This is a genomic window from Sporosarcina sp. UB5 (genome assembly GCF_050859005.1).
Taxonomy (GTDB): Bacteria; Bacillota; Bacilli; order Bacillales_A; family Planococcaceae; genus Sporosarcina.
Map to the genome: position 1 here is coordinate 181429 of NZ_CP125984.1, position 24652 is coordinate 206080.

The window sequence follows — 24652 nt, forward strand, 5'->3', positions numbered from 1 at the left end:
TTTGTTGCTAGTTATTCATTATTTGAATCTTCACTGTCAGTTGATATGTCACGAAGAGCTTCATTTTGCAAAAACTCATCATACTTCATGAAGAAGGTTGAAATATGACCGCGTTTCAACATATTATTCACGCCGAAGTTTTCAAATGTTTTATTAGACACATCATATCCATTCGAGATATTTGCGTCATACATAAATTGCACAGAGTCTTCTAAGCTAATCGTCGGATCACCAAAATGTAAAGAAGCTAATAGTTGTGCCATTTTGCCCCTCGTAATTGGTTGATTCGCCTTTGCCATATTGTCTATACTTCCTTCAACACGTAGGTCGTATTTAGTCGCTAATTGATAAGGTACAGAAGCCCAATGAGTTGATTGTGGTGTAGTAGTTGTTAGTTCATCCGATTTTGCATAGCGGAATAATATTGCCAAAAATTGTGTTTCTGTTAAATTATCCATAGGCTTCAAATATCTACGGTTATTAACAACGTTGCCGAAAATTAACCCTCTATTTACAGCCCACAAAATAGGCTCAGACCAGTATTCCCCCTCTTTATAATCAACAAATCCTTGTACCTCATATTCCTTCGTATTCTCTTTCTTAATCCACATATTACCTGCAGCAGTTCTAATTAAGTACCAGTCAGCTTTTTCTCCAACGACAGAAACTCGTTGTGGATTCAATGTTTGGTTCGCCGATTTTAGAGGTTTGGAGTATAAAGGTGTCTTTTTTAATAAATCAACTCGTACATCACTCAAATAAACAAGCTTTTGCTTATCTAACCAAAGTTGATAACTTTCCGTTGCGGCGTACATAGGTACAGCTTCATTTTGCTGCCATATTCGATCAAACGCACTTAATGGAACGTTCGTCTCTCCTGCAAACCTACCAAGCTCCGGTGTCAATGCAGGCTTCCCAAACTTATGGATAAACCAATCCGTTGAGGAGCCGGTTGCTCTATTTTGCGCGAACATCAATTTGTATCCCGTCATGCTAGCAATTTTATTTGCGATGACTCGATCGCGCTGTTTAGTTTTGTACTCTATCTTATAATCCCAAAATAATACTTCACCTGAAGAATGGTAGTCCAATAGCATCTCTGGGTTTATCTCATCCACTATTTTCATAACAGCTTTTACTTCAGCGATTTGGCCAGGTTTTGAGCCTTTATGATTTCTCCAGCTTGGATTTTTGGGACTGTTTTGTATCTTACTCCAATCTACATCATAATTCCTATTCGGATCAATTCCTTGGGCATTTGCTTTCCAGCGCTTAAAATCCTTACTGCCATTATTCATTTTAATCAATTGGGCATGATTTTCTTTCGGAAAAGCGCTTAACCCTTTTTGCTGCAACGTAACACCGTCTGGATTCACCATCGGAATAAACCAAATCGTCGTATGATCAAGAATATCCTTCACATTGTATCCTTGTATTGTTTGATTGCTTTCATAAGATGCAGCGTATTTGTAGGCCATTTGCATTGTTAAAATTGTAGTGATCCATTCCCTACCGTGTTGAGAGCTCGTCACTAAAAGTGTAGAATCGCCCTTTCCAACTTTCATTGCCCAAATATCTCTGCCATATGCAGTCTTGCCAAGAGATTTATATTCCACTAACTCTGGATAATCCTTCGCTAAACTTTGGATATCCCTCGCCATTTTTTCATATGTATACTCCTGTTTCGGCGTACTAATATAATATTTCGATTGTGCCATTGTAATATTACTAAAAGAGAAAAGAATTAAAGAAAAAACAATGATACTTGCTACTATCTTTTTCATCATGATGTATCTCCCCCTATGCCGCGAGCTAGTAACCCTATTACTAGTATAATAGAAGGAAACGGTAATAGAAATAACCTATCGTTGAAGTTTGAGATTTCAATGGATTACTGGAAATGTTGGATGAGGAGACGTATTGAAGTTTGCAGAAACTGTGAAACGCGATACAATAGTATGTATCGGCTATTCCGTCTATCCTGAAAAGGTGCAAAATGCTTCACATTTATTATTAATTACCGATAAAAGAATGGATAGAGCAAAATTTATAACGAAGGAAGCTAGTAATCTATGAAATGTTCGCAACTACGTTCTCCAATCGCGGAGGTACATATAGAGAGACTATTTGTAACTAGTGTGGTAGAAAAATGAAAAATACATCTTTATTACGAGAAGAAAAAAGAGCAACTGTTTTATTTATGTGGTTATTTTATATTGTGTTTTTTTTATATGATATTTTTTATTACAAGATATTTCCTTTATTCCCATGGATAGCGGAAGCTTTACCAGATACAATATGGTATTTTTTAAGTTTTATTAAACATTTGATTATCATCTGTCTTATCCCTGTAACCATCTATTTCTTTAAAAAGGGAAATCCTGAAAAAGTAAAATATATTATCGTCATTACTTATTTAGTTACTAATCTTGTCACTGATATTTATTATTACTTTGGAAGTGCAGAGTCTTATTCTAGTGGTAACCTTGTAGAGGTAGTTATTATATTGTTTTCGCCAATTTTTATTAATAAACGATTTTTCCATTTAGTTACATGGGGATTAATCCTAAAATATATAGTGGTAGGCATATTTATACAAGACCCCGTTATATTTTTCCCAGTTATTAGTCTTACCATTTTAGCCGGCATTGCTTACATTCTTCTACACCGAATCTTAAATTACGTGAGAGTATTAAAAACTTCCTATGACGAGCAATTAGTAGGAATGGTGAAAGGCGTTATTGCTACATTAGAGTTAAAAGACTATTATACGCGTGGGCATAGTGAGCGTGTGGCGGCATATGCGATGAGTCTTGCAAAAGCAACAGGAAAGGTAAAAGAATCCGAATTAAATTCATTTTATTATGCATGTTTATTGCATGACATCGGGAAAGTGAATATTCCAGACTCTATTTTGGCTAAACATGGTAAACTAACGGAGGAAGAATATGAGGTTATTAAAACCCATCCTGTCGTAGGAGCTAAAGCAATTGAAGATGTAGAAGGAATCGGTGATAATCTTGCCGTCGTTTATCATCACCATGAAAGATGGGATGGCAAAGGGTATCCAGAAGGACTTGTCGGAGAAGAAACACCCCTTGTTGCTAGAATTACAGCTATTGCAGATGCATTCGACGCGATGACTTCCACAAGATCTTATCGACCCGCGCTTCCTTTTGAAGAAGCTTATAACCGAATAGTAGAAGGGAAAGGTTCCCAGTTCGATCCTGAATTGGTGGAGGTTTTTAAACAAGTGTATTCGGATTGGATAACAATCTCTATACAATATAGTAAGGATTATTCACCGAAGGAGGGACTCAAACTTGAAAATCCGTAAACTTAAGAAAGTTAAAGTAACATGTTGGTGGTGTTTCTTTGTTCCAAAAGGTTAAGAAACCCTACAAATGGGATGCTATCGTGATAGCATCCTATTTTTAATTTCTAAAGGGCGGTGGTGGGATTTGAAAGTAACGTTACGATCACAATTCACTCTTTATCCTTTATCGATACAAAAAGATAAGAAGAATTATATCGTTGAAGAACCTGTTTCTGGTGATTTTTTTGAAATGCCAGAGATTTGTATTGATGCGATCGAAAGGATAAATAAAGGTCAGCCATTAGGCGAAATTGAACGAGAGCTGCAGGAAAAATATCCGGATGAAGACGTAGATATGATTGAATTCGGCGGACAACTTATCGAATTAGGTCTTGTTCAAGAGGTAGATGGAGAAAAAACGCCTCAAAAAAAGGAGATTCAGGCTTCAGGTGGATTTACGTGGATCCCCTCTTCTGTCGGACGTTTCTTTTTCAATGGGATTACGAATAAGATTTTTCTCGTCTTATTATTAATAAATATATCTATTTTCGTGTTGAACCCTGGATTATTCCCTCATTACAAAGATATATTTTTATTCGATTCGATGATGCTCAATATTATTACCTACATGCTAATTTCTCTCGTACTCATCATCATTCATGAGTTCGGGCATATTTTAGCGATTAGATCTTACAACTTACCGACTAAATTAGGTATTGGGAACAGACTAATTTTCGTCGTTTTTGAAACAGACTTAACGGCAGCATGGAAACTTGCGCCGCGGCAAAGAAATATTCTCTATTTTGCCGGAATGTCTTTTGAACAAGCAGTTGTAGTAATTGCACTTACGATACAACTTCTATTTCCTGAAGCGAATGCCATTTTAATAGGTATTTTAGGAATCGTCGTTTTTGATATTTTCATAAAAACCTTATATCAATGCTGTTTTTACATGAAAACAGATATTTATTATTTCGTTGAAAATAGCACCGGAGCCTATAACTTAATGGAAAGCGGGAAGCAGTATTTAAGTAAATGGCTACCGTTTTTAAGAAATGATTCCAGTGAGGTTGAAACGTTTGATGGTGAGCAAAGAGTTGTTCGTATGTTTAGCGTTTTTTACATCGTTGGTATTTTACTAACGCTAAGTCTTATGATCTTTTACTTTCTACCACAGGCTTATTATGCGTATTCACATGTTTTTCTTAATATACTCTCGCCTACGACGTCATCTGCGCTTTGGGATGCCATCGCTTTTCTTGGACAAACAGTCCTTCTAGTAGGTTTACTCGTGTACGCTAGAAGAAAGGCATAAGGTGATAGGTATTTAGGACTGTTTTAAATTTTCCGCTATGAGTAGTATCCTTTTTGACCCCTCCCCTCTATATAGAGGGCAAAAGGGGGAATTGTACATGACACACTACTTGAAAGAATACGCACGATTCAACACAATCGAGGAAATGGACGCTGCAACTGAACAGCATTTGATGACCAACTGGGACGAATTGACGAAATCGGATCGCCAAGTGCTCGACGTTATCCGTCGTTACTCTGTAAAGTATGGGGCTGCTCACTTGAAACACGGAACAATCGAAGAGGCGATCGGGAAATCCAACGTAACCGTAAGACGTGCAATCCGCAAACTAGTCAACTTAGGCATCATTGAGAAAGTCCATTACATCCGACCGGTCATGAGCGGGCTCGGCGCTAACATTTATATCATTTTGCCTTTCGATGACCAGGGGAAAATGAACGACCGTGACCACGACGACAAACTGCATAAGGACGAGGCAAACGAGCAACTTCCAGCAGACGAAGCTCCTCTTTCTAAATCTCTATTAAAACATAAAGATCTTAACTACACGTCTCCTGTGGAATCGCTAAAGTTATCCACAAGTCTATTCAGTCGAATGAAAGACTTGCTTGCGACAACAATTGGAGACACAAAATTAGCCCGTGAATTCTTCGGAATTCATAGGGCCATATCAGGACGCATGTTGAAGTTCGAAATTTATAAAGATGACCGTCATGTATTCGAGGACCTTGCGTATCGTGCATTGATGATCACGGTTATGGCAACAAAGAAGAAGGTCGTTCGTAATTTACCAGGGTACTACAAAGGCGTGTTGGACAAGTTGGTTGACGAGACGTATTTCAAGGACATTTTCATGCTGTTTGATAAGCCGGTGGAAGGGTTTGATTGTCCCTAAACCTATTTCTTAGGCTACAGATTGTATAGATGAAACATGGTATGATTAATTATAGAACAATCAAATAATTACACTTGCGTTAGCAAAGGGGGCTGAAAAATCAGATGTTCAAAAAAGAGAATATGGTATTTGTACTCGTAGACGTTCAAGGGAAACTGGCTAGAATTGTACATGACAGTGAGGATTTAATTGAAAATTTGAGGAAGCTGATCAGCTGCTTGCGGATTTTGAATGTGCCGATTATTTGGCTCGAACAGTATCCAGAAGGATTGGGACCGACTGTCGAAGAAGTTGCTGAACAATTGGAAGGACTCGCGCCGATACCTAAAATGACGTTTAGCGCATGTAAAACTGAGGCGTTTATGGACGAACTACGGGCAATGAAAAGACAGAAAGTCCTCATCGCCGGCATTGAAACGCATATATGCGTCTACCAAACGGCTGCCGATCTAAAAGAATTAAACTATGATGTACAAGTCGTTGAAGATGCCGTATCTTCCCGCACGTTGGTGAATAAAGAGCTTGGACTAGAGAAAATGAAGGCACTTGGAATACTCGGAACGAGTGTTGAAATGGTGGTTTATGAATTGTTGGAATCGGCTGATGCGAAGGAGTTTAAACGAATATTGAGAATCATAAAGTAGTACGTGATTAGTTTCAGGAATCCAAGTTTTTCAGCTTCTGGAATCAATTTTCAGAACCACACTTCCACGGTACGTTTTTTCAAGTATTATCCCTATTTTCCTGAGTCAGATTTTGAAACATTAATGCAAAGTGACAGTTTAAGAAACATTTATTTCATTGCATATAAAGGAATGATCCCCTTTTTCAACTTTCCAAATGAAATAGAATATAGCAAAGATATTTTCGCATACATCCCTGTCCTAGAACATTTGATCGGATATATCTTCAACCTCTTAATTGTTGGATTTTTCATTTCATATTCTGTTTCAAAGTTATTTGAGAGAAAATCTCTGAATGACATAGGTAAATAATAGTGCACTTAGTCGATTTAGTACATTTAGTTGGTTACAGCCAATGGAATGTACCAACTCTGCCATCTATTTTACCACCGAATGACAACATTTGTACCAGCGAATGACAAGTAGCTTACCACAACTTTACAACGAGTGGCGGGCATGATAGCTTTGCTCTTTGTCAAGTTGTTAACCGGTACATGTCGCTTTGTAATAATCCTGTTAAACTGCTCTCTCCCCAGCATGCACGCCATCTCTGTGCTACTGGCACACGAGTTGGCGTTGCCTGGTAAATCCCTTGGCGTTCAACGGTAAAGGAGATGTCACAATTGGTAACATAGGGTGGCCGTAGAAAAAGGTAGTTAATGGGAAACTAAAGGAGGAACAACAATGGCACTAAGACAACCAGTTGCAGTTAATAAGGTAGCAAAGCCAGTGATTATATTTAAAGACGGAACAGAATTAAAAGAATTCCCTTCAATTCAAACAGCTTCGAAATGGTTGAAAGATTACTCTGGTTATGAATACATACCATATAAGCAAGTAGAAAATGGAATATTTTTTGGGGAAACTTGGTCATATAACGGGGCTACCTATGCTTTCACTACTGATGAAAATGTAAGGTTAGATAAATTAAAGGAGTTGGGGATTGAAACAGAGACCATTAATGAAAATAAAGTTGAACCCACGGGCTTCTGGACATTTTTCTGTAGCCCAAAGAAATGGGCTATTGATGACTTCTTAGCCTCAAACAAGGTTGATGACACATTTTCAATAACTAGTTGGCAAAAAGACTGGTTTAAGGAAGGACAAATAGGCGTTATTAGAGTTGGTCACGACTACCGTACTAAAGAACAACTGAACGGTAAACCAAAGCTTAAGCGTGGAATTTATGCAGTTGTTGAAATAACTGGTGAACCAATTTACTCATCGGAAAAAGACGAGCATTATTATGAGAAAAGTAATCAAGAAAATTACCGTGTACCTGTTAAATATATTAGAAACTTGCTTAGTAATCCAATTTTACTTGAAGAGCTATATTTAGAAGATGATGAATACGATAAGTACTTAGTTAAAGGTTTTCAGGCGTCATCAATGCCTCTTACCCCACAAACACTAAGAAAAATTTCCAAACTTGTAGATAGTCAAAAAACTACAAGTACAATACCTCTCAAAGTAGGAAATGAATATTCCAGAAAAGATGTTTACAGGATTTTCAATGTGCCTGAAGTAAAACAAGGTGGTAATTGGAACTCTGGTTACACCACCTTTAATAAGGACGTATTTATATTTGCTCATATTAACTCCGCTGGTCGAGCTCGGCAACGTTATGACAATAAATTTATTGGTGATGACTTTCAGTGGTTCGGCAAAAACAATCATTCACTATCAACACCAACAATTCAAGGTATGTTAAATCCAAGTGGAAACATTTTTATATTTACACTTGAGGACAGCAATAGTCCTAACTTTGTTTATCAAGGTAACGGTAGAGTAAAAGAATATGAGGATACTAAACCAGTAAAAATCATATGGGAATTTAGTGATGAAAATGAAGAATACATTAACAAATCTACAGAAGAAGTAAATAATCCAGCAAAATATATAGAAGGTGCTACTAAACAAATATCTGTTAACATTTATGAACGCAATCCAGTAGCCAGAAAGAAATGTATTGAACATTTTGGGTGTAGTTGTGTAGTATGTAATTTTAATTTTGAAAGTGCATATGGCGAAATGGGTAAAGACTTTATTCATGTTCATCACCTTAAAGAGTTACATACTATCGGTGAAAAATATGAAGTTGATCCTATTGCTGATTTAAGACCAGTATGCCCAAATTGCCATGCTATGCTTCACAAAAGGAAACCAGCTTACTCTATTGAAGAATTAAAAGGATTTTTAACAAATACATTTAAGTGTCAGGCACCCATTAAATTCTGAATTGTTCGGGCGCCTGGTACTTAACACTAATAATCCGGAAAAACAGAAGCGGAAATTCTCTCCAAACGAGACGTGGGAGTACCGGTTGGGGCTCTTTAACGACAATGTCATCGCATAGTATTATAAAGAGCATCACTAAAAAACCTTATAACTGTTTGAGTTTTTCGAACTCATACTCTAGTAAAGAAGGTATATTCTCACTTCTAATGTTCTTAACAAAATGAATTAAATCTTGATCCTTTAAATCACTAGGGATAATTTGAATTATTTTATTTATTACTGACGTAGGAACTCCCATGTCAATTAATAATGTGAACCTTTCTTCAACACCTTCATTTTCTAAATACGAAGCGAAAAATAAATAATCACCACTCATCGTTAATCCGGCTTTCTGACAAACTATCTTCTGTAAAGAATTCACTACATTTAACCATTTCGGAACTTTATATGAAATCCAATGTCGTTTTTCTCTAAACACATTTTCAATTGCAGTATCTAAATGACGCTGTTCTTCCCACCTCGGATGCTGAGTTTGCAAATATTTTTTTTCTTCCTTAATTAATAGGTTTAAATCATTAGATATATGCTTCCGAATTGTTACAGGTAGTTTTCGGATTGTCATAGGCCTTGTTGTTTCGGTCGGTTTTAGAAGATGATTCCAAGCTAAATCAATTACAAATTGAAGTTGGTATCTATCAGGGAATGCATCCCATATAATTAACTTTGGATTGATTTTTATTTGTTTTTCTAGTTTCCTTACAATCTCTTTTTGTCCCTCAACCGAAACAGCATTCTTTTTTATTACCTTTAAATACTCTTCGTCAAAATTATTTAATTCATCATATCTCTCTAAATGTGGAGAATGTACTTCGTCTCTATCAAAATTAACTAATATCTCGTCATTAATAAGTTTTTGATCATGAAAAGGTATATCTAAATCAAACTCTTCTCTTCTAGGAATATTATCAAATACGTAGACCTTACCTGTATAATGTTTCAGCATTCTTCCAGCTCTCCCTTTGATATTTGAAAAATCAAAGAAGTCCAGATCGTTAGGACCCTTTTTATTATCAAAAACAAATACATTTTTTGCTGAAGTATTTACTCCTTCAATTATTGTTGAAGTACAAAATAATACATCGATCTTGCCTTCATTAAAATATTCAATCATAGAATGTACTAAATGTTTTGGAATAATTCCTGAGTGGACCCCAATATAATTCTTTATAAGATTATTAAATCCCCATTCTTTATTCAAATTTTCTTCAATCCACTCACATAAAGGTAAATTTTGAGGATCCTTCAACAACTCTTTTTCATTCAAATAATCATAATACCTTTTTGCTAGATTATAAGCCCTGCTGGGTGAAGAAACATATACTATAGATTGTTCCTCACGTTGCATATAAAGTAATTCAAATAATTTCTGTTCTCTTTCTTTTTCTTGCTTCCTAACTCCTGTAGATTGATATTCTATATCTACCTGTACAATTTCAGTATTAACTAGAGAATATTCAGTTTTAAAAAATAGTGCATTATATTTTTCTTGAAATCCTTCTGGTATCTCATTAATATTTGGACCAATAAAATAAAAAATAGGATTGAATGTAAAAATTCTCCTTATGGCGATATTTAATACGTCAGATCTTTCATCATCTCTTAATGAACTTAATTTATAAAATTCGTCTAGTATACAGTAATCTATCTTCGGAAGACCTTCAAATTCTAAAACACGTTCAGCAGTTAAGATAAAAATATTTTTAGACCCGACAGACTGTGATGTGTTAACAATTATATTATATTTCTCACTAAACTTTTTCAAACTTATTCTAGTTTCATTAATTAAAGCTAGAGTCGGTTGAATTATCAATATGTTTTCGAATCTATCTAAAGCAATTATTTCTTGTATCAACAAACTTTTACCAAAACTAGTTGGAGCACTTACTATTAAATTTTGTTCAGCTGCTATTAAGTCAGCTAAGAACTTTTGTTCTTTGTGAAATGTTATATTCTCTAGCCGATTTGATGAATGAAATGACGTTCTAATTTCAGATGTAATATCTAATTCATTAGATGATTCTATCATCCTAAGTAAATATGGATAAAAACCAGCACTTTCTATTAAGTCTATCCACATTTCTTTGGTAGAAACATCTACATTACCCCAGTTCTCTAACACTTTTATAATAATTTCATTAGCATCATCTTCATTAAATAATCTTCTTTGAGAAACATATTTCGCTAAAGAAAAGCTCTTCTCAAAATCTAAGTAGTCAAAATCCGTTATTTCTACTTGATTCCAATCCACTGTATTCACTCTCCTAGTAATTGAAGCCCCTTTAATTTACGATGTAATGCAGCAACTAACTTTTTCTTACTTTCTAAAGGAAATAATATCACCACAATATTCAAATGTTTATTCCATGGATGCTTTGATCTCTTGTCAAGGAAACGCTCGTTTAATTTATTTATTTCTTCAATATACTCTTTTTCGAATTCTTTATGATTACTGTACTTAGAAAAAATGTTTGTTTCATAGGCACAAAACATAGGTACCACTATGCTACTTAACTTTTCAGATAGTTTCGTATACCTATTTAATAGTTTAATCCAATAACCTGGATTCGCCCCTGCTACGGTTAAATTCTCTTCCGTATCTTTTATCCTTTTGGAAATAATAGTGAATTCACTTTCGAAATAATCTCCATTAAAATGCTCAAATAGATCCTCAATTAACGCATCTATACCTCGTTTACCATCAGTGTATAGTTTAGATTCACCCAACCACAAAGTATTTTCCGTAAGGTTAATATGAACAGAATCAAAACCATGTACAGCATGTCCATAAGAATCCTTAAAATAAATTTTCGCAACTAATGGTAATGTATTGAAGAAGTATTTTAAAATAAAATGAAGTATTAATTCTCCAAATTCACCTCTCCTTAAATATTTATCAGGTAAGTCATCATCCCAGTATTGATCACTTAAATAAGTCTGAGCGGCTTTCTCATAAGCGTCTATTTTATAAATAGAATTTGCTGCCTCTATCAAGATACGCATAATATCTTCTTGGCGAACCATTACTCCTTGATGATATCCCAAAGCAAAGTTAGGTATTTCTTCAGTTAATAGATTTACGAATTCTTTGAGCATTTGGCTCCAATCGCCATTATCTTCAAGGTCAAAATCTATAAAATATGAATGTAAATTTGCTTCATTAATCTTACAAGTCAATACGCTTCTAACTTCAACAGCTCTACTCAATTCATTACCCCTTACACAAAATTATATTTATTCTAATTATAACACAACATTTTTAAGGTTTTTACGATTTGACGCTAGGCAAACATGAATTTCGACTTTTGTTGAAGGTTAGAATACGTATTAAGTTAATACATACGGCAAGGATAAGGTTTCCATAACTGGCGATAATTATAGTTGCGCTAAGAAAGAATACGTCATCATGCAAAATAATTTTCAAAGTTCTTTTGAACTGAGTCAGATCCGTCACGCATGTTTTAGCCAGTCTGGACCAATGAACAAATAAATAAGGATTAGAAATGAGATGCCTAATGGCGTCTCTTTTTCTAATAATCAGTAAATTTATGAGGATGTAATTTCAATTGGCCATAGTTTTCACCATGTTTTTTTTGATATCCAGTGAATTTTATAAAACAAGGCAAAAGAAAAAACCCTTGATACACAAGGGTTTTAACACTGTTTGAAATACACAGATTTCGTCTTATGGATACAGCGGAATTCGAACCCGCGTCCATAGGCTACAATACTTCAGGGCCTACGCGTGCAGATTGACTACTTGCGATTCGAGTAGCATTATGCCAAAGCCCAGTACCACATATGTTTGAGTCGCTTCCATACTTATTTACTTTACGGCTTTACCTGCTAGGAAGTATTACATATTTACGAATTTGGTTCAATGTCCTTCTGATTCCATGGTTATCAATGGAATCGTTTTGTTCGAACTCCAATTCGTGTGAGTTCAGCAGGTCACTTAAATGTAACAAAATAGTCTACAACAAGCCATACCCTCCAAACTTCTACTCAACTTAAAAACTATATATCATTTTCAAAAATTGAGTATTGAAACCTTTGAAACATTCGTTCGTATGAGTAATATACAATTACATCAGGAGGTCTATACTAATGAAATTTTTCTTTCAATCAACCCTATTCATTTTAGCTACTATGAGTTCTCTAATGCTTGTATCACATCTTACCCGTTATCCTTTGATGTTACTAATCTTATTAGCTATAATTGGAATGGCAGGTCTTTTGCTTCAGAAAAGGTTATATAATAAATTTCTCCAACAGTTCAAGTTCATTTTTGATACATTAAACATAGAAATTCCTAATTCAATAAAAAATATATATGCTACTGGAATGGAACTGACTTTTATTTTCATCCTTGCATCAATAGGTGCCAATCCTGTTACTGATTTAATCGAAGGTAAAATAAAAACAAACTTCACATATAATACACTGTTCTTTGAGCTAGCGTTAATTTCTGCTATTTTCGCTATTATCCCAATCATGATTTATATTCTTTATTATTCCATGAAGTACTCTAAAGAAAATTAATTGTACAAGCTAAGGCAAAAGTGTAGATGCGGTCATTAACTTGACTGTTTTCTATACATGATGGAAGATGGACAATAAATCTTCAATAGAGATTTAAGACAGCCGTATGGAACCGACAGATGAGCTACTGAAAAACATCTTTGAAATACCTCAAAAACCTTCCGTATTTATCAGCGCAAGTATAGCTGTACGCCATTTAATTAAGTACCAGCCCATTAAAATTCAATATGCCTAATCTCTAGCAACAACCTCAGGAGGCGACCGTTACCGTATCCCACTTATAGGTGAGCCTAACAATGCCACATGGGCGATGGAACTGCTAGGCAGATTCGCAAGCTTAAGCTGCGTACAAAAAAACAGTACCAGGCACCAAAACAATTTCAAATCGTTTTGGTACCTGGTACTGAACACTTATAGACAATGGTTAATTGCATGATTCAAGCAAAAACGGTAGAGAATTAGAAAAAGAAAAACATAGGAAGATCCTAGTCTCCCCATGTTTTCATTCATATTATTCATCTGTTTGTTTTTTCTTTTTCTTCAAATACTCCGTACGTATTTTTTCAAGATGCTGCTTTTTATCAAATTTTTCAGGCTTGTTTTTTTCATGATATTTTGTCACTGCCGTTTTACCTTTGTTATCCAATTGATATTTCCCCATTTTGTTCACCTACTTTTCTTTACTCGTCTTCAAGAATAACCTATTCAACAAATATAATGTACCTTATTTTAATAAAGTATACCTTTTACATTTTTAGTACCTGGTACTAAAACCTTACCGTTTTTCATGAGATTGCGTTAGCCAACTGTTAGCATTTTACGTATTGACATTTCAATCATTCCTCGCCATAATAGGGAACAATATATTTGAACGTTAATAAAGAATCAGTAAGTAGTCCCTGCTATAAAAGAGAGTGGAATTTATGAGCTGAAAGATTCCACAATAGAAAGCCTACTGAACCTACCTTTAGAGTCCCATGCCAAAACATGGGCGCTGAACAAGCGTTATTGTTAAAGTGGAATGTGCACATTTTTGTGTGCCATTCAAATATGGTGGTACCGCGGAAGCAAGCCCTTTCGTCCTTATATTTTAGGATGAATGGGCTTTTTTTGTGTTGATGTAAATGTATTTTGAACAAGATAATTCACAGGTAGCTTTTCAGAAAAAATTGTAGAGGTGATCTTAAGTGCGTAAACAACGTATCGTTGTCAAAATAGGAAGTAGTTCCCTTACAAATGAAAAAGGGGAAATTGATCAAGAAAAACTTGGCAATCATGTAGATGCACTGGCTATGCTTCGTAAAGCAAATCATGAAGTCATCCTTGTCACTTCTGGTGCCGTTGCTGCAGGATTCCGGGGACTAGGTTATTCATCAAGACCCGTAACTTTAAAAGGCAAGCAAGCGGCAGCAGCGATCGGTCAAAGTTTATTAATCCAGTCGTATATAGAGAAATTCGGTGCTTATGATATTACTCCAGCGATGCTCTTGTTAACAAGAGATGACTTCTCTAATCGTGAGCGCTACCGTAATGCTTACGCTACGATTACAGAACTGTTAGATAGGGGCATTTTACCAATTATTAATGAAAATGATACGGTATCGATTGCAGAATTGACATTTGGTGATAACGATATGCTATCTGCCCTAGTTAGTGGCTTTATTCATGCCGACCAACTAATTATTTTAACAGATATTAATGGCATCTATAGCGGTAATCCGCAAACAAACCCTACAGCAGTCAAGTATGATTTTTTACAGGAAATTTCAAATGAAATGATTCAAGCTGCAGGTTCAGGTGGATCCAAAGTTGGTACGGGTGGAATGAAATCGAAATTAATGGCGGCTAAGACCGCAACATCACTAGGAATCCCTGTTTTTATCGGTCAAGGTAAAGGGAAGGATAAGCTGATACAAGTTTTGAAAGGAAATGGTGATGGAACTTATATCGCTAGTCATTCCAAGGCCCCTATTAACACAAGGAAACAATGGATTGCACTCCACTCCGAATCAGCAGGGAAGATTTATGTTGATCAAGGAGCCGAGGAAGCCATATTAAAGAGAGGAAGTAGTTTGCTCTCAGCTGGAGTCATTAAAATTAGTGGTACTTTTGAAAAGGGAGATGTTGTCCAAGTTTATGGTATTCATGATTTACTTGGAAAAGGAGAAGTAAGCTGTTCTTCTGTTGAATTACAGAAGGAAATTGAGAGTTACATGGACAGAGACAAGGAAACATTTACCCCTTCCATCGAAGTAATCCATCGCGATCGTTGGGTAAGTATACAAAAATTGGGGAGGTATTATGATGAGTGAAGTCGTTCAAAAAGGAAAGGCTGCTAAAAAAGCAAGTTATCTTATGTCAGGTGTGACAACGATAGAAAAAAATGATGCGCTAGCATTGATCGCAGAACAACTAATGTTAGATAAAGATATCATTCTTCGAGAAAATGAAAAGGATCTTGTAGCCGGTAAAGACAAAGGGCTTTCGGAATCTGTAGTAGATCGGATTATGCTAAATCAAGAACGCCTAAAAGGTATTGCCGCTGCCATCCATCAAATTATCGAACTCGATGACCCAATTGGCAAAACTTTAGCATCGATCACGAAAGATAATGGTCTGATCATCGAGGAAACGCGTGTACCAATTGGTGTTGTAGCGATGATTTATGAAGCACGACCAAATGTAACAGTCGATGCAGCTACACTCACGCTGAAAACTGGAAATGCAGTAATCTTAAGGGGAAGTTCTTCAGCTAAACATTCCAATATGGCGTTAGTGAGCACGATTCACAGGGCGTTGGAAAAAAGCGCACTCCCAATTGATGCTGTACAGTTAATCGAGGATACGAGTCGAGAAACAGCTAGTGAGTTATTCCGGTTAAATAACTATTTGGATGTATTAATACCAAGAGGTGGAAAGAACCTAATTGATACAGTTGTGCGAGAAGCGTCTGTTCCAGTAATTGAAACTGGTGCTGGTAACTGTCACGTATTTATTGATCAAACAGCAAAACAAGCGATGGCAGAACAAATTGTTTTAAACGCAAAACTCCAGCGTCCATCAGTTTGTAATGCAATCGAGTCTCTTTTAATTGACAAAACATGGTTTACAAACTATGGCGAAGGGCTTTTAACAAAATTAGATGCTTGTGGTGTCGAAATTTATGCTGACGAGATCGTTCGCGAAGTTTTCCCTACAGCGAACGAAGCTACAAAAGAAGACTGGGCAACGGAATACCTCGGACACGCCATTAGCGTGAAATTGGTTGATACTGTAGAACAGGCAATCGAGCATATTAATCAATACGGAACAAAGCATTCCGAATCGATTATTACGGAAAATGATGCACATGCTAAAATGTTCTTGCAGCAAGTTGATGCGGCAGCTGTTTATCATAATGCATCAACTCGCTTTACCGATGGATTTGAGTTCGGTCTTGGAGCAGAAATCGGAATTAGTACACAAAAATTACATGCTAGAGGTCCAATGGGGCTAAAAGCATTGACTTCAACTAAATTCCAAATTAAGGGGAATGGGCAAGTTAGAAATTAAAGAAGAGGCTTCCAGTAAGGCTTTGCAATCGATGCCTAGTTTATGATAAAATACTCCTTAAAATTAATTTTTCACAAACAAGGAGTGCTTTCCATTGAAGATCGAACCTTCGTTAAAAATGTCCATTTTTGAACCCGCTATTTTTGCAGACTTGAAAGCAGCAGCCGCGGCGAAAAAAGCGACTGGCGCTGAACTGATCGATTTAAGTATTGGAAGCCCGGATCTTCCGCCGGACGAAAAAGTGAGACGTGTACTATCGGAACAAAGCGCTCAAGCAAATACATACGGCTATACACTCGGCGGCACAAAACGGTTTCATGAAGCTGTCGCGAATTATTATAAAAGACGCTCCGGCATCACGCTAGATCCGGTAACGGAAGTCCTTCAAACAATGGGATCTCAGGAAGGACTCGTTCATCTTCCATTAGCCTTTTGCAATGAAGGGGATATCGTGCTGACAACGAATCCAGCCTATGTCGCGTACGAAGCGGGCATCAAGCTGGCGGGTGCGGTTCCGTACGAAATGCCATTGCGTGCAGAAAACGGCTTCTTGCCCAATTTGGATGAAATTCCAGAAGACGTTGCGCAACGGGCAAAGATGATCATTTTGAATTTGCCGGGAAATCCAGTGCCAGCATTGCCAGACGCACAGTTTTTTGATAAAGTCGTTGCGTTTGCCAAGAAATATAATGTTCTAGTTCTCCATGACGCGGCGTATTCGGAGTATTATTTCACGGGCGATTCTCCGACTAGTTTTCTATCGACACCAGGGGCAATGGACGTCGGAGTGGAAATCAATTCTCTATCCAAAAGTTTCAGCCTTGCTGGTGCACGTATTGCTTATCTAGTCGGTAACGCCGAGATTATTCGTATCTTTAAAGAGTTGAAATCGAATTTGGATTACGGGACATTTGGACCGATACAAGAAGCGGCTGTAACAGCGCTTGATCATGCGGAAGAAATTACAGATCGTCTGCGGAACGTTTTTTCGGAACGCCATCATGTGTTGATGAATGGTTTAGCCGAGATTGGTTGGACTGCAACCCCTTCAAACGGCGGCATGTTCGTTTGGGCGAAATATCCGTTTGACATGGACGATAAGGAATTAGTCTTCAAAGCAATCGATCAATGCGGTGTCGTCATGGTGCCAGGGAGTATCTTCGGTTCTGAAGGTGCAGGTTATGTCCGATTGGCACTTATCCAAAAGGCGGAAGCACTTCAAAAAGCAGTTGAACAATTAAGCAAACTAGAAGTTATTGCAGAAGCTAAATAACGAATGTAAAAAAGGTTAGAAAGGACATGTACTTCTGTTCCTTTTCTAACCTTTTCTGCTTAAAGAGCGACGCATGAACGACCAATACAATTAAATTTAAGTACCAATTTAAGTACCAGCCACCTATAAAGTTTCACAAAGCTTGATTTCATCGATGTTTTGTCTCTGTTTTTGATAGAAGAGAAAAAACACAAAAACAGGCCAATCAAACATAAATTTGATTGGCCCACTACTGCTGTCTATGCAATTGTAATTTATTATTTGAATAATATGTTGCACAGGTATTCAACATTTTCTTTATTCATTCTTAACGCCCAACAGTCCAGCCACCGTCAACCTTAATTTCTGCACCCTGCATATAATCTGATTCATCCGAAGCTAAGAAAACTGCTACTGCTGCAATCTCCTCTGGTTTACCTGCCCTACCTGCTGGAATGTCGTTCAGTCTCTCATCCTGAATCCCTTCGGTCATAGGTGTCTCAATAAACCCTGGTGCGATTAAATTAGCTTTAACTCCTTTACTGCCGAAATCATAAGCCAATTGTTTCGTAAATCCACTTATTGCATGTTTGCTTGTTACATATGTATTACCACCTGCACCGGCAACAAATGTGGATTGCGATCCGATGTTAATAATACACCCTTTACCTTTCTCTAAAAAGATTCCTATTGAATTGCATAAGCCGTAAAGTCAGAAAAACGGTTGCAATGGTCGCAACCGTTTTCTAAGTTCAATTATTTTTGCTTCGATACGAACGTTTCATATCTCTGAATAAACGCTGATATGTGAGCACGCGTTAAGATTTGGTCTGGTTTATACTCATCGATTGAAGTCGCTGTAGTAAGCCCATTACCCATGAAAAATTGAATCGCTGTAGTTTCACTTACTGTTTTCCCATAGTGGTAAGATGCCATCAATTGTGCCAATTTACCACGTCTTATGCCTTTCTCTGCTAGAGCTTTCGAATTTTCATTTGCTAGTACAGGCATTTTATACTTTTTCGCCATGCTGTATATACCACTTCTACTCCAAGACGAAGTGTTTTTTACACTCGCTATTTCATCTTTTTGAGCGTAACGGAAGAAGATTGTTAGGAAGTGCGCTTCTGTTAATTGTGTATTCGGTTGTAACTGGGTTTCGTATTTCTTTGTTTTTGCGTTCCACTCGTTATTGTAACCTCTAATCAAACCTCGGTCGATTGCCCAAATCATATCATCTCTCCACCAAGCTGAAGTACTGAAGTCTGCAAACTTTTCAGCGTAAGCTGAGTAGTCCTTTGGAGTGTCAACTGGAGGTGTTGATGTTGAAGCTGAGTCGTTTAAGTAACTTGATGCTACATACCCCTCTGTCCCGTCACTTCTTTTCACAGGATACCAAACAAAATGGTTTTTCTTCGTTGATACTTCTTCATATTCAAATGGCCCCGTAATGGTAACAACTTCACCTTTACGTAAAGTACCCATAGAAGAACTATCCGTAGTAGGCCTTGTCCTAATTGTTACATTAGTTGTTGCACTAACTTTTTGATTTGTTTCAAAAAAATGCTTTGATTTTGTTAATGGTAAATCAAAATCATAGTTCATCGTTGAAAATTTAATATTAGCGCTGCTGTTCGAGTCATATTGAAAATCTTCGCGTGAAAAAGGCAGCTCTGTTACGTTTATTAATTCAAATCTCTCAATAATACCGAGGATCTTTTCTTGATAGGCATTTGGATTTCTTTCACCAGTTGCTTGGACAATTGGACTATTTACCGGCTTAATACCGTTATAAGCCATAATTGCGAAGTACCAATGTTCCAATACATCTCTTTCCCCGCCGTTAATGCTAGGTAAATCCTTTCGCTTAAACATCGCATCTAGAATCTCTACTCCAGCTTGAATATTGTAGAGGATATCGCTTTTTAGGCGATCTTGATTGTAGCCAGCCTGATTTGTAATCTGCATAATACCAATTCCATTATCAGCTGTTACAATCGCTTCACCGTTCGAATCAAAATGACGCCAATTTCCGCTTTCACCTTCCGCTATTGCCTTCACAATTTCAGGAGGAACATCATAACTCAGTGCTGTTTCCGTTAACAAACAGTTCATTGTGGAATAATCAGGGTTTACTTTCGATGCCGAATCATACTCACATTTATTTGCAATATTATTAGCTAATACATTTTTATCTATATTTATAGATAGAGAGAGGGCACCAATAGCAATAACACTAATTAATGGTTTCAATATCTTTTTCATATCTGATTATTACACTCCCTTTCATATTTTATAAAGTTAAAGTTTCAGATATATATGTTATCATACACCTAATCCTTGAGATAGGGTAATATTCAATGCTTTCGTTTTCTATTAGACAAACAAAAAACCTCCCAATCATTTTGATTAGAAGGTCTAAGAATAGGGTTCAAATATGTTAATTTTCCCTAGGGATAAGAAAAGGGATAGGGATATTGTACAAGAGTTCAACTCCCGTTCAATATCCCTTAACTTCAAAACCGTTGATACAACTGCATTTGTACCATAAAAATTATGGAGACGGCGGGAGTCGAACCCGCGTCCAAAGGCTCTGCTACTTCAGCGTCTACGCGTGTAGATTGACTACTTGGATTCGCGCGCACGTTTGCCGTCAATCAAGGCTATCCGTGTGCGCTATCCTGATAATCTCTTGCAACGGCCTCAGGAGGCGACCGTTACCGTATCCCACTAATAGGTGAGCCTAACAATGCCACATGGGCGATGGAACTGCTAGGCAGATTCATCAGCTTATTAAGCTGCGAATGCTAAGTTGTTGTTTGTTTTGCCAGTTATTATTAACTGTCGTTTCTGACGGAGACGATCCCTCCGACGCGCAGCTCAAGCCCAGACCACCCCTGTCGAATCCGTAACGTCCCCGTTATATAAAGGTCTTTCCAACCTTAAAAGGGATGTCAGGAATGCCTACTGAAAGGCTTCTGAACTATTTCACTACAGATAGTATACAACATTTTTACGTAAAAATCAATACTGCTGTTTTGCTTTGAAGGCGCGCTCCATCTCGCGTTTCGCTTCTTTCTTCTTCAGATCATCGCGTTTATCGTAGAGCTTTTTCCCTTTACCGACGCCGATCAATACTTTTGCGAAACCATCTTTCAAGTACATTTTCAGCGGCACGATTGCGAAGCCTTCCTGCTTTGTCTGCCCGAGCAGCGTTGCAATCTGTTTCTTATGGAGCAGCAGCTTGCGCGAACGCAATGGATCGTGGTTGAATTGATTTCCCTGTTCGTACGGACTAATATGCATGTTGGAAATCCATGCTTCATTGTTACGGATTAAAACGAAAGCATCGCGCAATTGCACTTTGCCATTACGGATCGATTTGATTTCTGTACCTTGCAGCACAATCCCTGCTTCAATCGTTTCTTCAATCGCATAGTCATGATTTGCTTTTTTATTGATCGCCAGTACTTTCCCTTGACCTTTCGCCATACTCTATAACCCCCCATTAATTAAAAATGCCACGGCATTCGCCTGAACGAATGCCGCCACGTTTATTTTCTCTTTCTTGGAGCTTGTTTCTTCTTCTTTTTCGCTACACCTTCGTAAAACTTTTTCTTCTGGCTCGGTGCGCCTTTTTTCTTGTCGTCTTTAGGCTTATCGGAAGCTCCCCGACGCCCGCCGCCACTTGATGGTTTCTTCGCATGGATGACTTTCGGTGTCTCTTTCCGGTTCCGGTGGAAGGACTGTTTCATCCCCGCAATTTCGAAGTCAATCGCTGATTCCTCAGGCTTGACGGAAACAACGCGGATCGTCACTTCATCTCCGATTCTAAACTGTTTGCCCGTATGCTCCCCGAGCATCATCATTTGACGGTCGTCGAAACGGTAATAATCGTCTGTCATATAGCTAACATGGACGAGCCCTTCGACTGTATTCTCAAGTTCCACGAACATACCGAAGTTCGTTACAGATGAAATGACACCGTCGAACTCTTCACCAATCTTATCGAGCATGTACTGTGCCTTCTTCAATGCGTCTGTATCACGTTCCGCGTCAACTGCCCGACGTTCGCGTTCAGACGTGTGCTGTGCGATTTCAGACATGTTGGCGTTCCAATGCGCGACCGTTTCTGCAGATACGTCTTTATTAATTAAATACGTCCGGATGAGTCGATGGACGATCAAGTCCGGGTAACGACGAATTGGTGACGTGAAATGCGTGTAGAAATCAGTCGACAATCCGAAGTGACCTAAGCTCTCCTCGAAATACTTCGCCTGTTGCATTGAACGAAGGAGCATTGTTGAAATAACGGTCTCTTCTGGCATGCCATCGATGGACTCGACGATTTCCTGCAAGGCGCGAGGATGTACTTTATTCCCCGTTCCTTTCACGACGATTCCGAAGTTTGTTAGAAACTCAAAGAAACGTTGCAGCTTTTCCGCTTTCGGGTCTTCGTGGATCCGGTAAAGGAACGGCACTTGAAGCCAGTGGAAATGCTCAGCGACTGTTTCGTTCGCCGCCAACATGAACTCCTCAATGAGGCGTTCCGCTGCTGTACGTTCTCGTAAGACGATATCTGTCGGCCATCCTTGTTCGTCGACAATTACTTTTGATTCTTTGAAATCGAAGTCAATGGCGCCGCGGTCGATTCGTTTCTGTCTTAAGATCGAAGCGAGTTCAGCCATATTATTTAGCATCGGAACGATATGCTCATACTTTTTCATGAGCTCTTCGTCTTTTAGCTCGATGATCTTATAGACGTCTGTATACGTCATTCGTTCTTTCGATTGGATGACGCTTTCGAAAATTTCATGACTAACAACTTTACCGTTTCGGTCGATTGTCATTTTGCAAGACATCGTTAGACGGTCGACGTGAGGATTCAACGAACAGATGCCGTTCGAAAGCTTATGCGGAAGCATCGGGATAACTCTGTCTGTTAAATAGACGCTCGTCGCCCGGTCATACGCTTCGTCATCGAGAGGCGTGTTTTCCTCTACATAATAACTAACATCCGCAATATGGACAGATAATGTGTATGTCCCATCATCGTTCTTAACGAGTGAAATGGCATCATCCAAGTCCTTAGCGTCTGCCCCGTCGATTGTAATGACGAGATCTTCCCGTAGGTCCCGACGTTTGAATAAATCCTTCTCTTGTACTTCATCCGGCGTCTTATTCGCCTGATCCATTACTTCCTGAGGAAACTCGACTTCAATGCCGTGCTTATGGATGATTGATAGAATATCTACGCCCGGGTCATTTTTATGTCCGAGAATTTGTACGACCATTCCAGTTGCCGATTTCAGCTCACTCGGCCATTCTGTAATTTCAGCGACGACTTTATGTCCATCGACAGCGTCGAGTGAATCTCCTTTTCCGATGAAAATATCCATTGGAAGCTTTTTATCATCAGGAATGACAAAGCCGAAGCCGCGATTATCTTGGTACGTTCCGACAACTTTTGTCGTTTTACGTTCCGCGATTCGAATGATCGCTCCTTCGCGTCGGTCGCCAAAATCGCCTTTCGACACCCGTACGAGGACAATATCTCCGTTCATCGCACCGTTCACTTCATGAGGCGGTATGAATATATCGTCCATCCCTTCCGTTTCCGGTGTAACGAATCCGAATCCTTTAGCATGTCCAATGAATTTACCTCTTACTAAGTTCATACGTTCCGGGACGCCGTAACGATTTGTCCGGGAACGGATAATTTCACCTGTTTGTTCAAGCTGCACGAGCATTTTGACAAGCTGCTTAAATTCGGCAGCCCCTTCAATTTGTAATGACTCTTGGATTTCTTGAACCGTCAATGGTTTGTACGATTCCTCTCTCATGAACTCCAATAATCTTGTTTGTAATTCCTCATCTATAAAATCCAATTAACATCCCTCCATTCTTTACTATCGTCAACTGTTTTCATTTTCACACGTTCCAGTCAAGTGATTCAAGAAATTGATATACTTCTTCATGCAACTGCTCTTTTTCTGGGCCAAGTGTAATGACATGTCCGGATTTTTCATACCACTCGATTTGTTTCCGATTTGATGCGGCATTGTTATAAATAACATTTGCTGAATTCGCATCGATCACTTCGTCATTCCTTGATTGGATGACGAGAAGTGGTGATTCTATATTCGGAAGTTGTTCTCGTACGTCATCGACAAGGGTGCGTAAGTCGGCAAGTGACGGCATCGTTTTTCCGCGGAGTACATCGACTTCTTCTTCGATTTCAGCTTTTGTTTTCCCTTCATATCTCTTATAGTCTGAGGCATATTTTAATACGCCTGCATACAGTTTATCCGGCGTTTTCATCGACATTGGCGCGCACATTGTTACAATACCCATTACTTGCATTTTAACCCCTAATTTCAATGAAAATACGCCACCGAGAGATAATCCGGCAACTGCAATTTCTTCGTACCCTGCTTCTTTTAATTGCTCATAGCCCGCAATGACGTCTTCCCACCATTCGTCTGGACTTGTTTCGATGAGTTGTTCAGGCGGAACGCCGTGTCCTTTATAGTGTGGCGCTAGTGATGTATAGCCTTTCTTTTCAAGAAAACGGCCGAGCATCCGGACGTCTGCGGATGTTCCTGTGAAGCCGTGTAATAGTAAGACGGCCCGTTTACCGTTTTGAAAAAAGAATGGTTTTGGCTGTGCAATTCTCATAACCCTCACCCTTTCATACCAAATAAAACCTTATGTATGCTATCTTTCCCTTTCCATGTGGAAAAAAACGCCCGACCATACGGGTGGCCAGGCGTTTGTAAGGTATACGATTCTATAATTCCGA

The 24652-nt window shown here is 38.1% G+C and carries 19 protein-coding genes and 1 other RNA gene; 10 read left to right on the forward strand and 10 right to left on the reverse strand.

The features are described from left to right. Positions 1-11 precede the first annotated feature (11 nt). Positions 12-1787 carry a M14 family zinc carboxypeptidase gene (locus QM454_RS01090; RefSeq protein WP_432360485.1) on the reverse strand — a complete coding sequence of 592 codons (1776 nt, stop codon included), beginning with the start codon at positions 1785-1787 and terminating at the stop codon, positions 12-14. A gap of 133 nt (positions 1788-1920) precedes the next feature. On the opposite strand from QM454_RS01090, the gene QM454_RS01095 reads away from it, so the two are divergent. The 6 genes from QM454_RS01095 (at position 1921) to QM454_RS01120 (ending at position 8447) form a co-directional block, all read left to right on the forward strand. Further along, entirely contained in the window at positions 1921-2076 is a 156-nt protein-coding gene (locus QM454_RS01095; protein ID WP_432360487.1) for a hypothetical protein, read from the forward strand. A 73-nt stretch (positions 2077-2149) separates the two neighbouring features. Beyond that, complete coding sequence (locus tag QM454_RS01100) at positions 2150-3337, forward strand: HD-GYP domain-containing protein (RefSeq protein WP_432360490.1); 1188 nt, start codon at positions 2150-2152, stop codon at positions 3335-3337. A 124-nt stretch (positions 3338-3461) separates the two neighbouring features. Then, positions 3462-4631 carry a PqqD family protein gene (locus QM454_RS01105; RefSeq protein WP_432360493.1) on the forward strand — a complete coding sequence of 390 codons (1170 nt, stop codon included), beginning with the start codon at positions 3462-3464 and terminating at the stop codon, positions 4629-4631. 97 nt (positions 4632-4728) lie between these two features. After that, positions 4729-5526: a hypothetical protein gene (locus QM454_RS01110; protein WP_432360496.1), complete on the forward strand. Its 798-nt coding sequence runs from the start codon at positions 4729-4731 to the stop codon at positions 5524-5526. A gap of 104 nt (positions 5527-5630) precedes the next feature. Next, positions 5631-6170, forward strand: coding sequence for a hydrolase (locus tag QM454_RS01115; RefSeq protein WP_432360499.1), 540 nt, complete (start codon positions 5631-5633; stop codon positions 6168-6170). A 723-nt stretch (positions 6171-6893) separates the two neighbouring features. Continuing rightward, positions 6894-8447, forward strand: a complete 1554-nt coding sequence (locus QM454_RS01120; RefSeq protein ID WP_432360501.1) for a DUF3427 domain-containing protein — start codon at positions 6894-6896, stop codon at positions 8445-8447. Between the two features lie 145 nt (positions 8448-8592). Here QM454_RS01120 and QM454_RS01125 read toward each other — a convergent pair whose 3' ends face one another. Then, positions 8593-10755 (reverse strand): DEAD/DEAH box helicase, encoded by a 2163-nt coding sequence (locus QM454_RS01125; protein ID WP_432360504.1) that lies wholly within the window; start codon positions 10753-10755, stop codon positions 8593-8595. Positions 10756-10760: 5 nt separating this feature from the next. Then, positions 10761-11711, reverse strand: coding sequence for a HamA C-terminal domain-containing protein (locus QM454_RS01130; protein ID WP_432360507.1), 951 nt, complete (start codon positions 11709-11711; stop codon positions 10761-10763). Positions 11712-12611: 900 nt separating this feature from the next. Here QM454_RS01130 and QM454_RS01135 point away from each other — a divergent pair. Then, on the forward strand, positions 12612-13046 hold the full coding sequence (locus QM454_RS01135; RefSeq protein WP_432360509.1) for a hypothetical protein: 435 nt from the start codon (positions 12612-12614) through the stop codon (positions 13044-13046). A 511-nt stretch (positions 13047-13557) separates the two neighbouring features. Here QM454_RS01135 and QM454_RS01140 read toward each other — a convergent pair. Beyond that, positions 13558-13707 (reverse strand): hypothetical protein, encoded by a 150-nt coding sequence (locus tag QM454_RS01140; RefSeq protein ID WP_432360511.1) that lies wholly within the window; start codon positions 13705-13707, stop codon positions 13558-13560. 526 nt (positions 13708-14233) lie between these two features. Here QM454_RS01140 and proB point away from each other — a divergent pair. The 3 genes from proB to QM454_RS01155 all read left to right on the forward strand — a co-directional run bounded on the left by proB (position 14234) and on the right by QM454_RS01155 (position 17871). Beyond that, positions 14234-15358, forward strand: a complete 1125-nt coding sequence (gene proB, locus QM454_RS01145; RefSeq protein WP_432360514.1) for a glutamate 5-kinase — start codon at positions 14234-14236, stop codon at positions 15356-15358. Beyond that, a complete protein-coding gene (locus QM454_RS01150; protein ID WP_432360517.1) occupies positions 15351-16598 on the forward strand; it encodes a glutamate-5-semialdehyde dehydrogenase in 1248 nt (415 codons plus the stop codon). Before proB ends, QM454_RS01150 begins: the two co-directional genes overlap by 8 nt. Positions 16599-16692: 94 nt before the next feature. Then, positions 16693-17871 (forward strand): aminotransferase class I/II-fold pyridoxal phosphate-dependent enzyme, encoded by a 1179-nt coding sequence (locus QM454_RS01155; RefSeq protein WP_432360519.1) that lies wholly within the window; start codon positions 16693-16695, stop codon positions 17869-17871. A gap of 307 nt (positions 17872-18178) precedes the next feature. Here QM454_RS01155 and QM454_RS01160 read toward each other — a convergent pair whose 3' ends face one another. The 6 genes from QM454_RS01160 to QM454_RS01185 all read right to left on the reverse strand — a co-directional run bounded on the left by QM454_RS01160 (position 18179) and on the right by QM454_RS01185 (position 24528). After that, positions 18179-18541 carry an SDR family oxidoreductase gene (locus QM454_RS01160; protein WP_432363819.1) on the reverse strand — a complete coding sequence of 121 codons (363 nt, stop codon included), beginning with the start codon at positions 18539-18541 and terminating at the stop codon, positions 18179-18181. Between the two features lie 65 nt (positions 18542-18606). After that, positions 18607-20115 (reverse strand): SH3 domain-containing protein, encoded by a 1509-nt coding sequence (locus tag QM454_RS01165; RefSeq protein WP_432360522.1) that lies wholly within the window; start codon positions 20113-20115, stop codon positions 18607-18609. 289 nt (positions 20116-20404) lie between these two features. Next, positions 20405-20769: a transfer-messenger RNA gene (ssrA, locus tag QM454_RS01170) on the reverse strand. A 105-nt stretch (positions 20770-20874) separates the two neighbouring features. Continuing rightward, positions 20875-21342: an SsrA-binding protein SmpB gene (gene smpB / locus QM454_RS01175; RefSeq protein WP_432360524.1), complete on the reverse strand. Its 468-nt coding sequence runs from the start codon at positions 21340-21342 to the stop codon at positions 20875-20877. Between the two features lie 62 nt (positions 21343-21404). After that, complete coding sequence (gene rnr / locus QM454_RS01180; RefSeq protein ID WP_432363821.1) at positions 21405-23693, reverse strand: ribonuclease R; 2289 nt, start codon at positions 23691-23693, stop codon at positions 21405-21407. An 88-nt stretch (positions 23694-23781) separates the two neighbouring features. Continuing rightward, positions 23782-24528 carry an alpha/beta hydrolase gene (locus QM454_RS01185; RefSeq protein ID WP_432360527.1) on the reverse strand — a complete coding sequence of 249 codons (747 nt, stop codon included), beginning with the start codon at positions 24526-24528 and terminating at the stop codon, positions 23782-23784. Positions 24529-24652: the final 124 nt, after the last annotated feature.

Excerpts from the sequence above, each read along its gene's own strand:
- QM454_RS01090 (WP_432360485.1), bottom strand. The coding sequence starts at position 1,787 with ATGATGAAAAAGATAGTAGCAAGTATCATTGTTTTTTCTTTAATTCTT.
- QM454_RS01100 (WP_432360490.1), top strand. The coding sequence starts at position 2,150 with ATGAAAAATACATCTTTATTACGAGAAGAAAAAAGAGCAACTGTTTTA.
- QM454_RS01110 (WP_432360496.1), top strand. The coding sequence starts at position 4,729 with ATGACACACTACTTGAAAGAATACGCACGATTCAACACAATCGAGGAA.
- QM454_RS01115 (WP_432360499.1), top strand. The coding sequence starts at position 5,631 with ATGTTCAAAAAAGAGAATATGGTATTTGTACTCGTAGACGTTCAAGGG.
- QM454_RS01120 (WP_432360501.1), top strand. The coding sequence starts at position 6,894 with ATGGCACTAAGACAACCAGTTGCAGTTAATAAGGTAGCAAAGCCAGTG.
- QM454_RS01135 (WP_432360509.1), top strand. The coding sequence starts at position 12,612 with ATGAAATTTTTCTTTCAATCAACCCTATTCATTTTAGCTACTATGAGT.
- QM454_RS01140 (WP_432360511.1), bottom strand. The coding sequence starts at position 13,707 with ATGGGGAAATATCAATTGGATAACAAAGGTAAAACGGCAGTGACAAAA.
- QM454_RS01150 (WP_432360517.1), top strand. The coding sequence starts at position 15,351 with ATGAGTGAAGTCGTTCAAAAAGGAAAGGCTGCTAAAAAAGCAAGTTAT.
- QM454_RS01165 (WP_432360522.1), bottom strand. The coding sequence starts at position 20,115 with ATGAAAAAGATATTGAAACCATTAATTAGTGTTATTGCTATTGGTGCC.
- smpB (WP_432360524.1), bottom strand. The coding sequence starts at position 21,342 with ATGGCGAAAGGTCAAGGGAAAGTACTGGCGATCAATAAAAAAGCAAAT.
- rnr (WP_432363821.1), bottom strand. The coding sequence starts at position 23,693 with ATGAGAGAGGAATCGTACAAACCATTGACGGTTCAAGAAATCCAAGAG.
- QM454_RS01185 (WP_432360527.1), bottom strand. The coding sequence starts at position 24,528 with ATGAGAATTGCACAGCCAAAACCATTCTTTTTTCAAAACGGTAAACGG.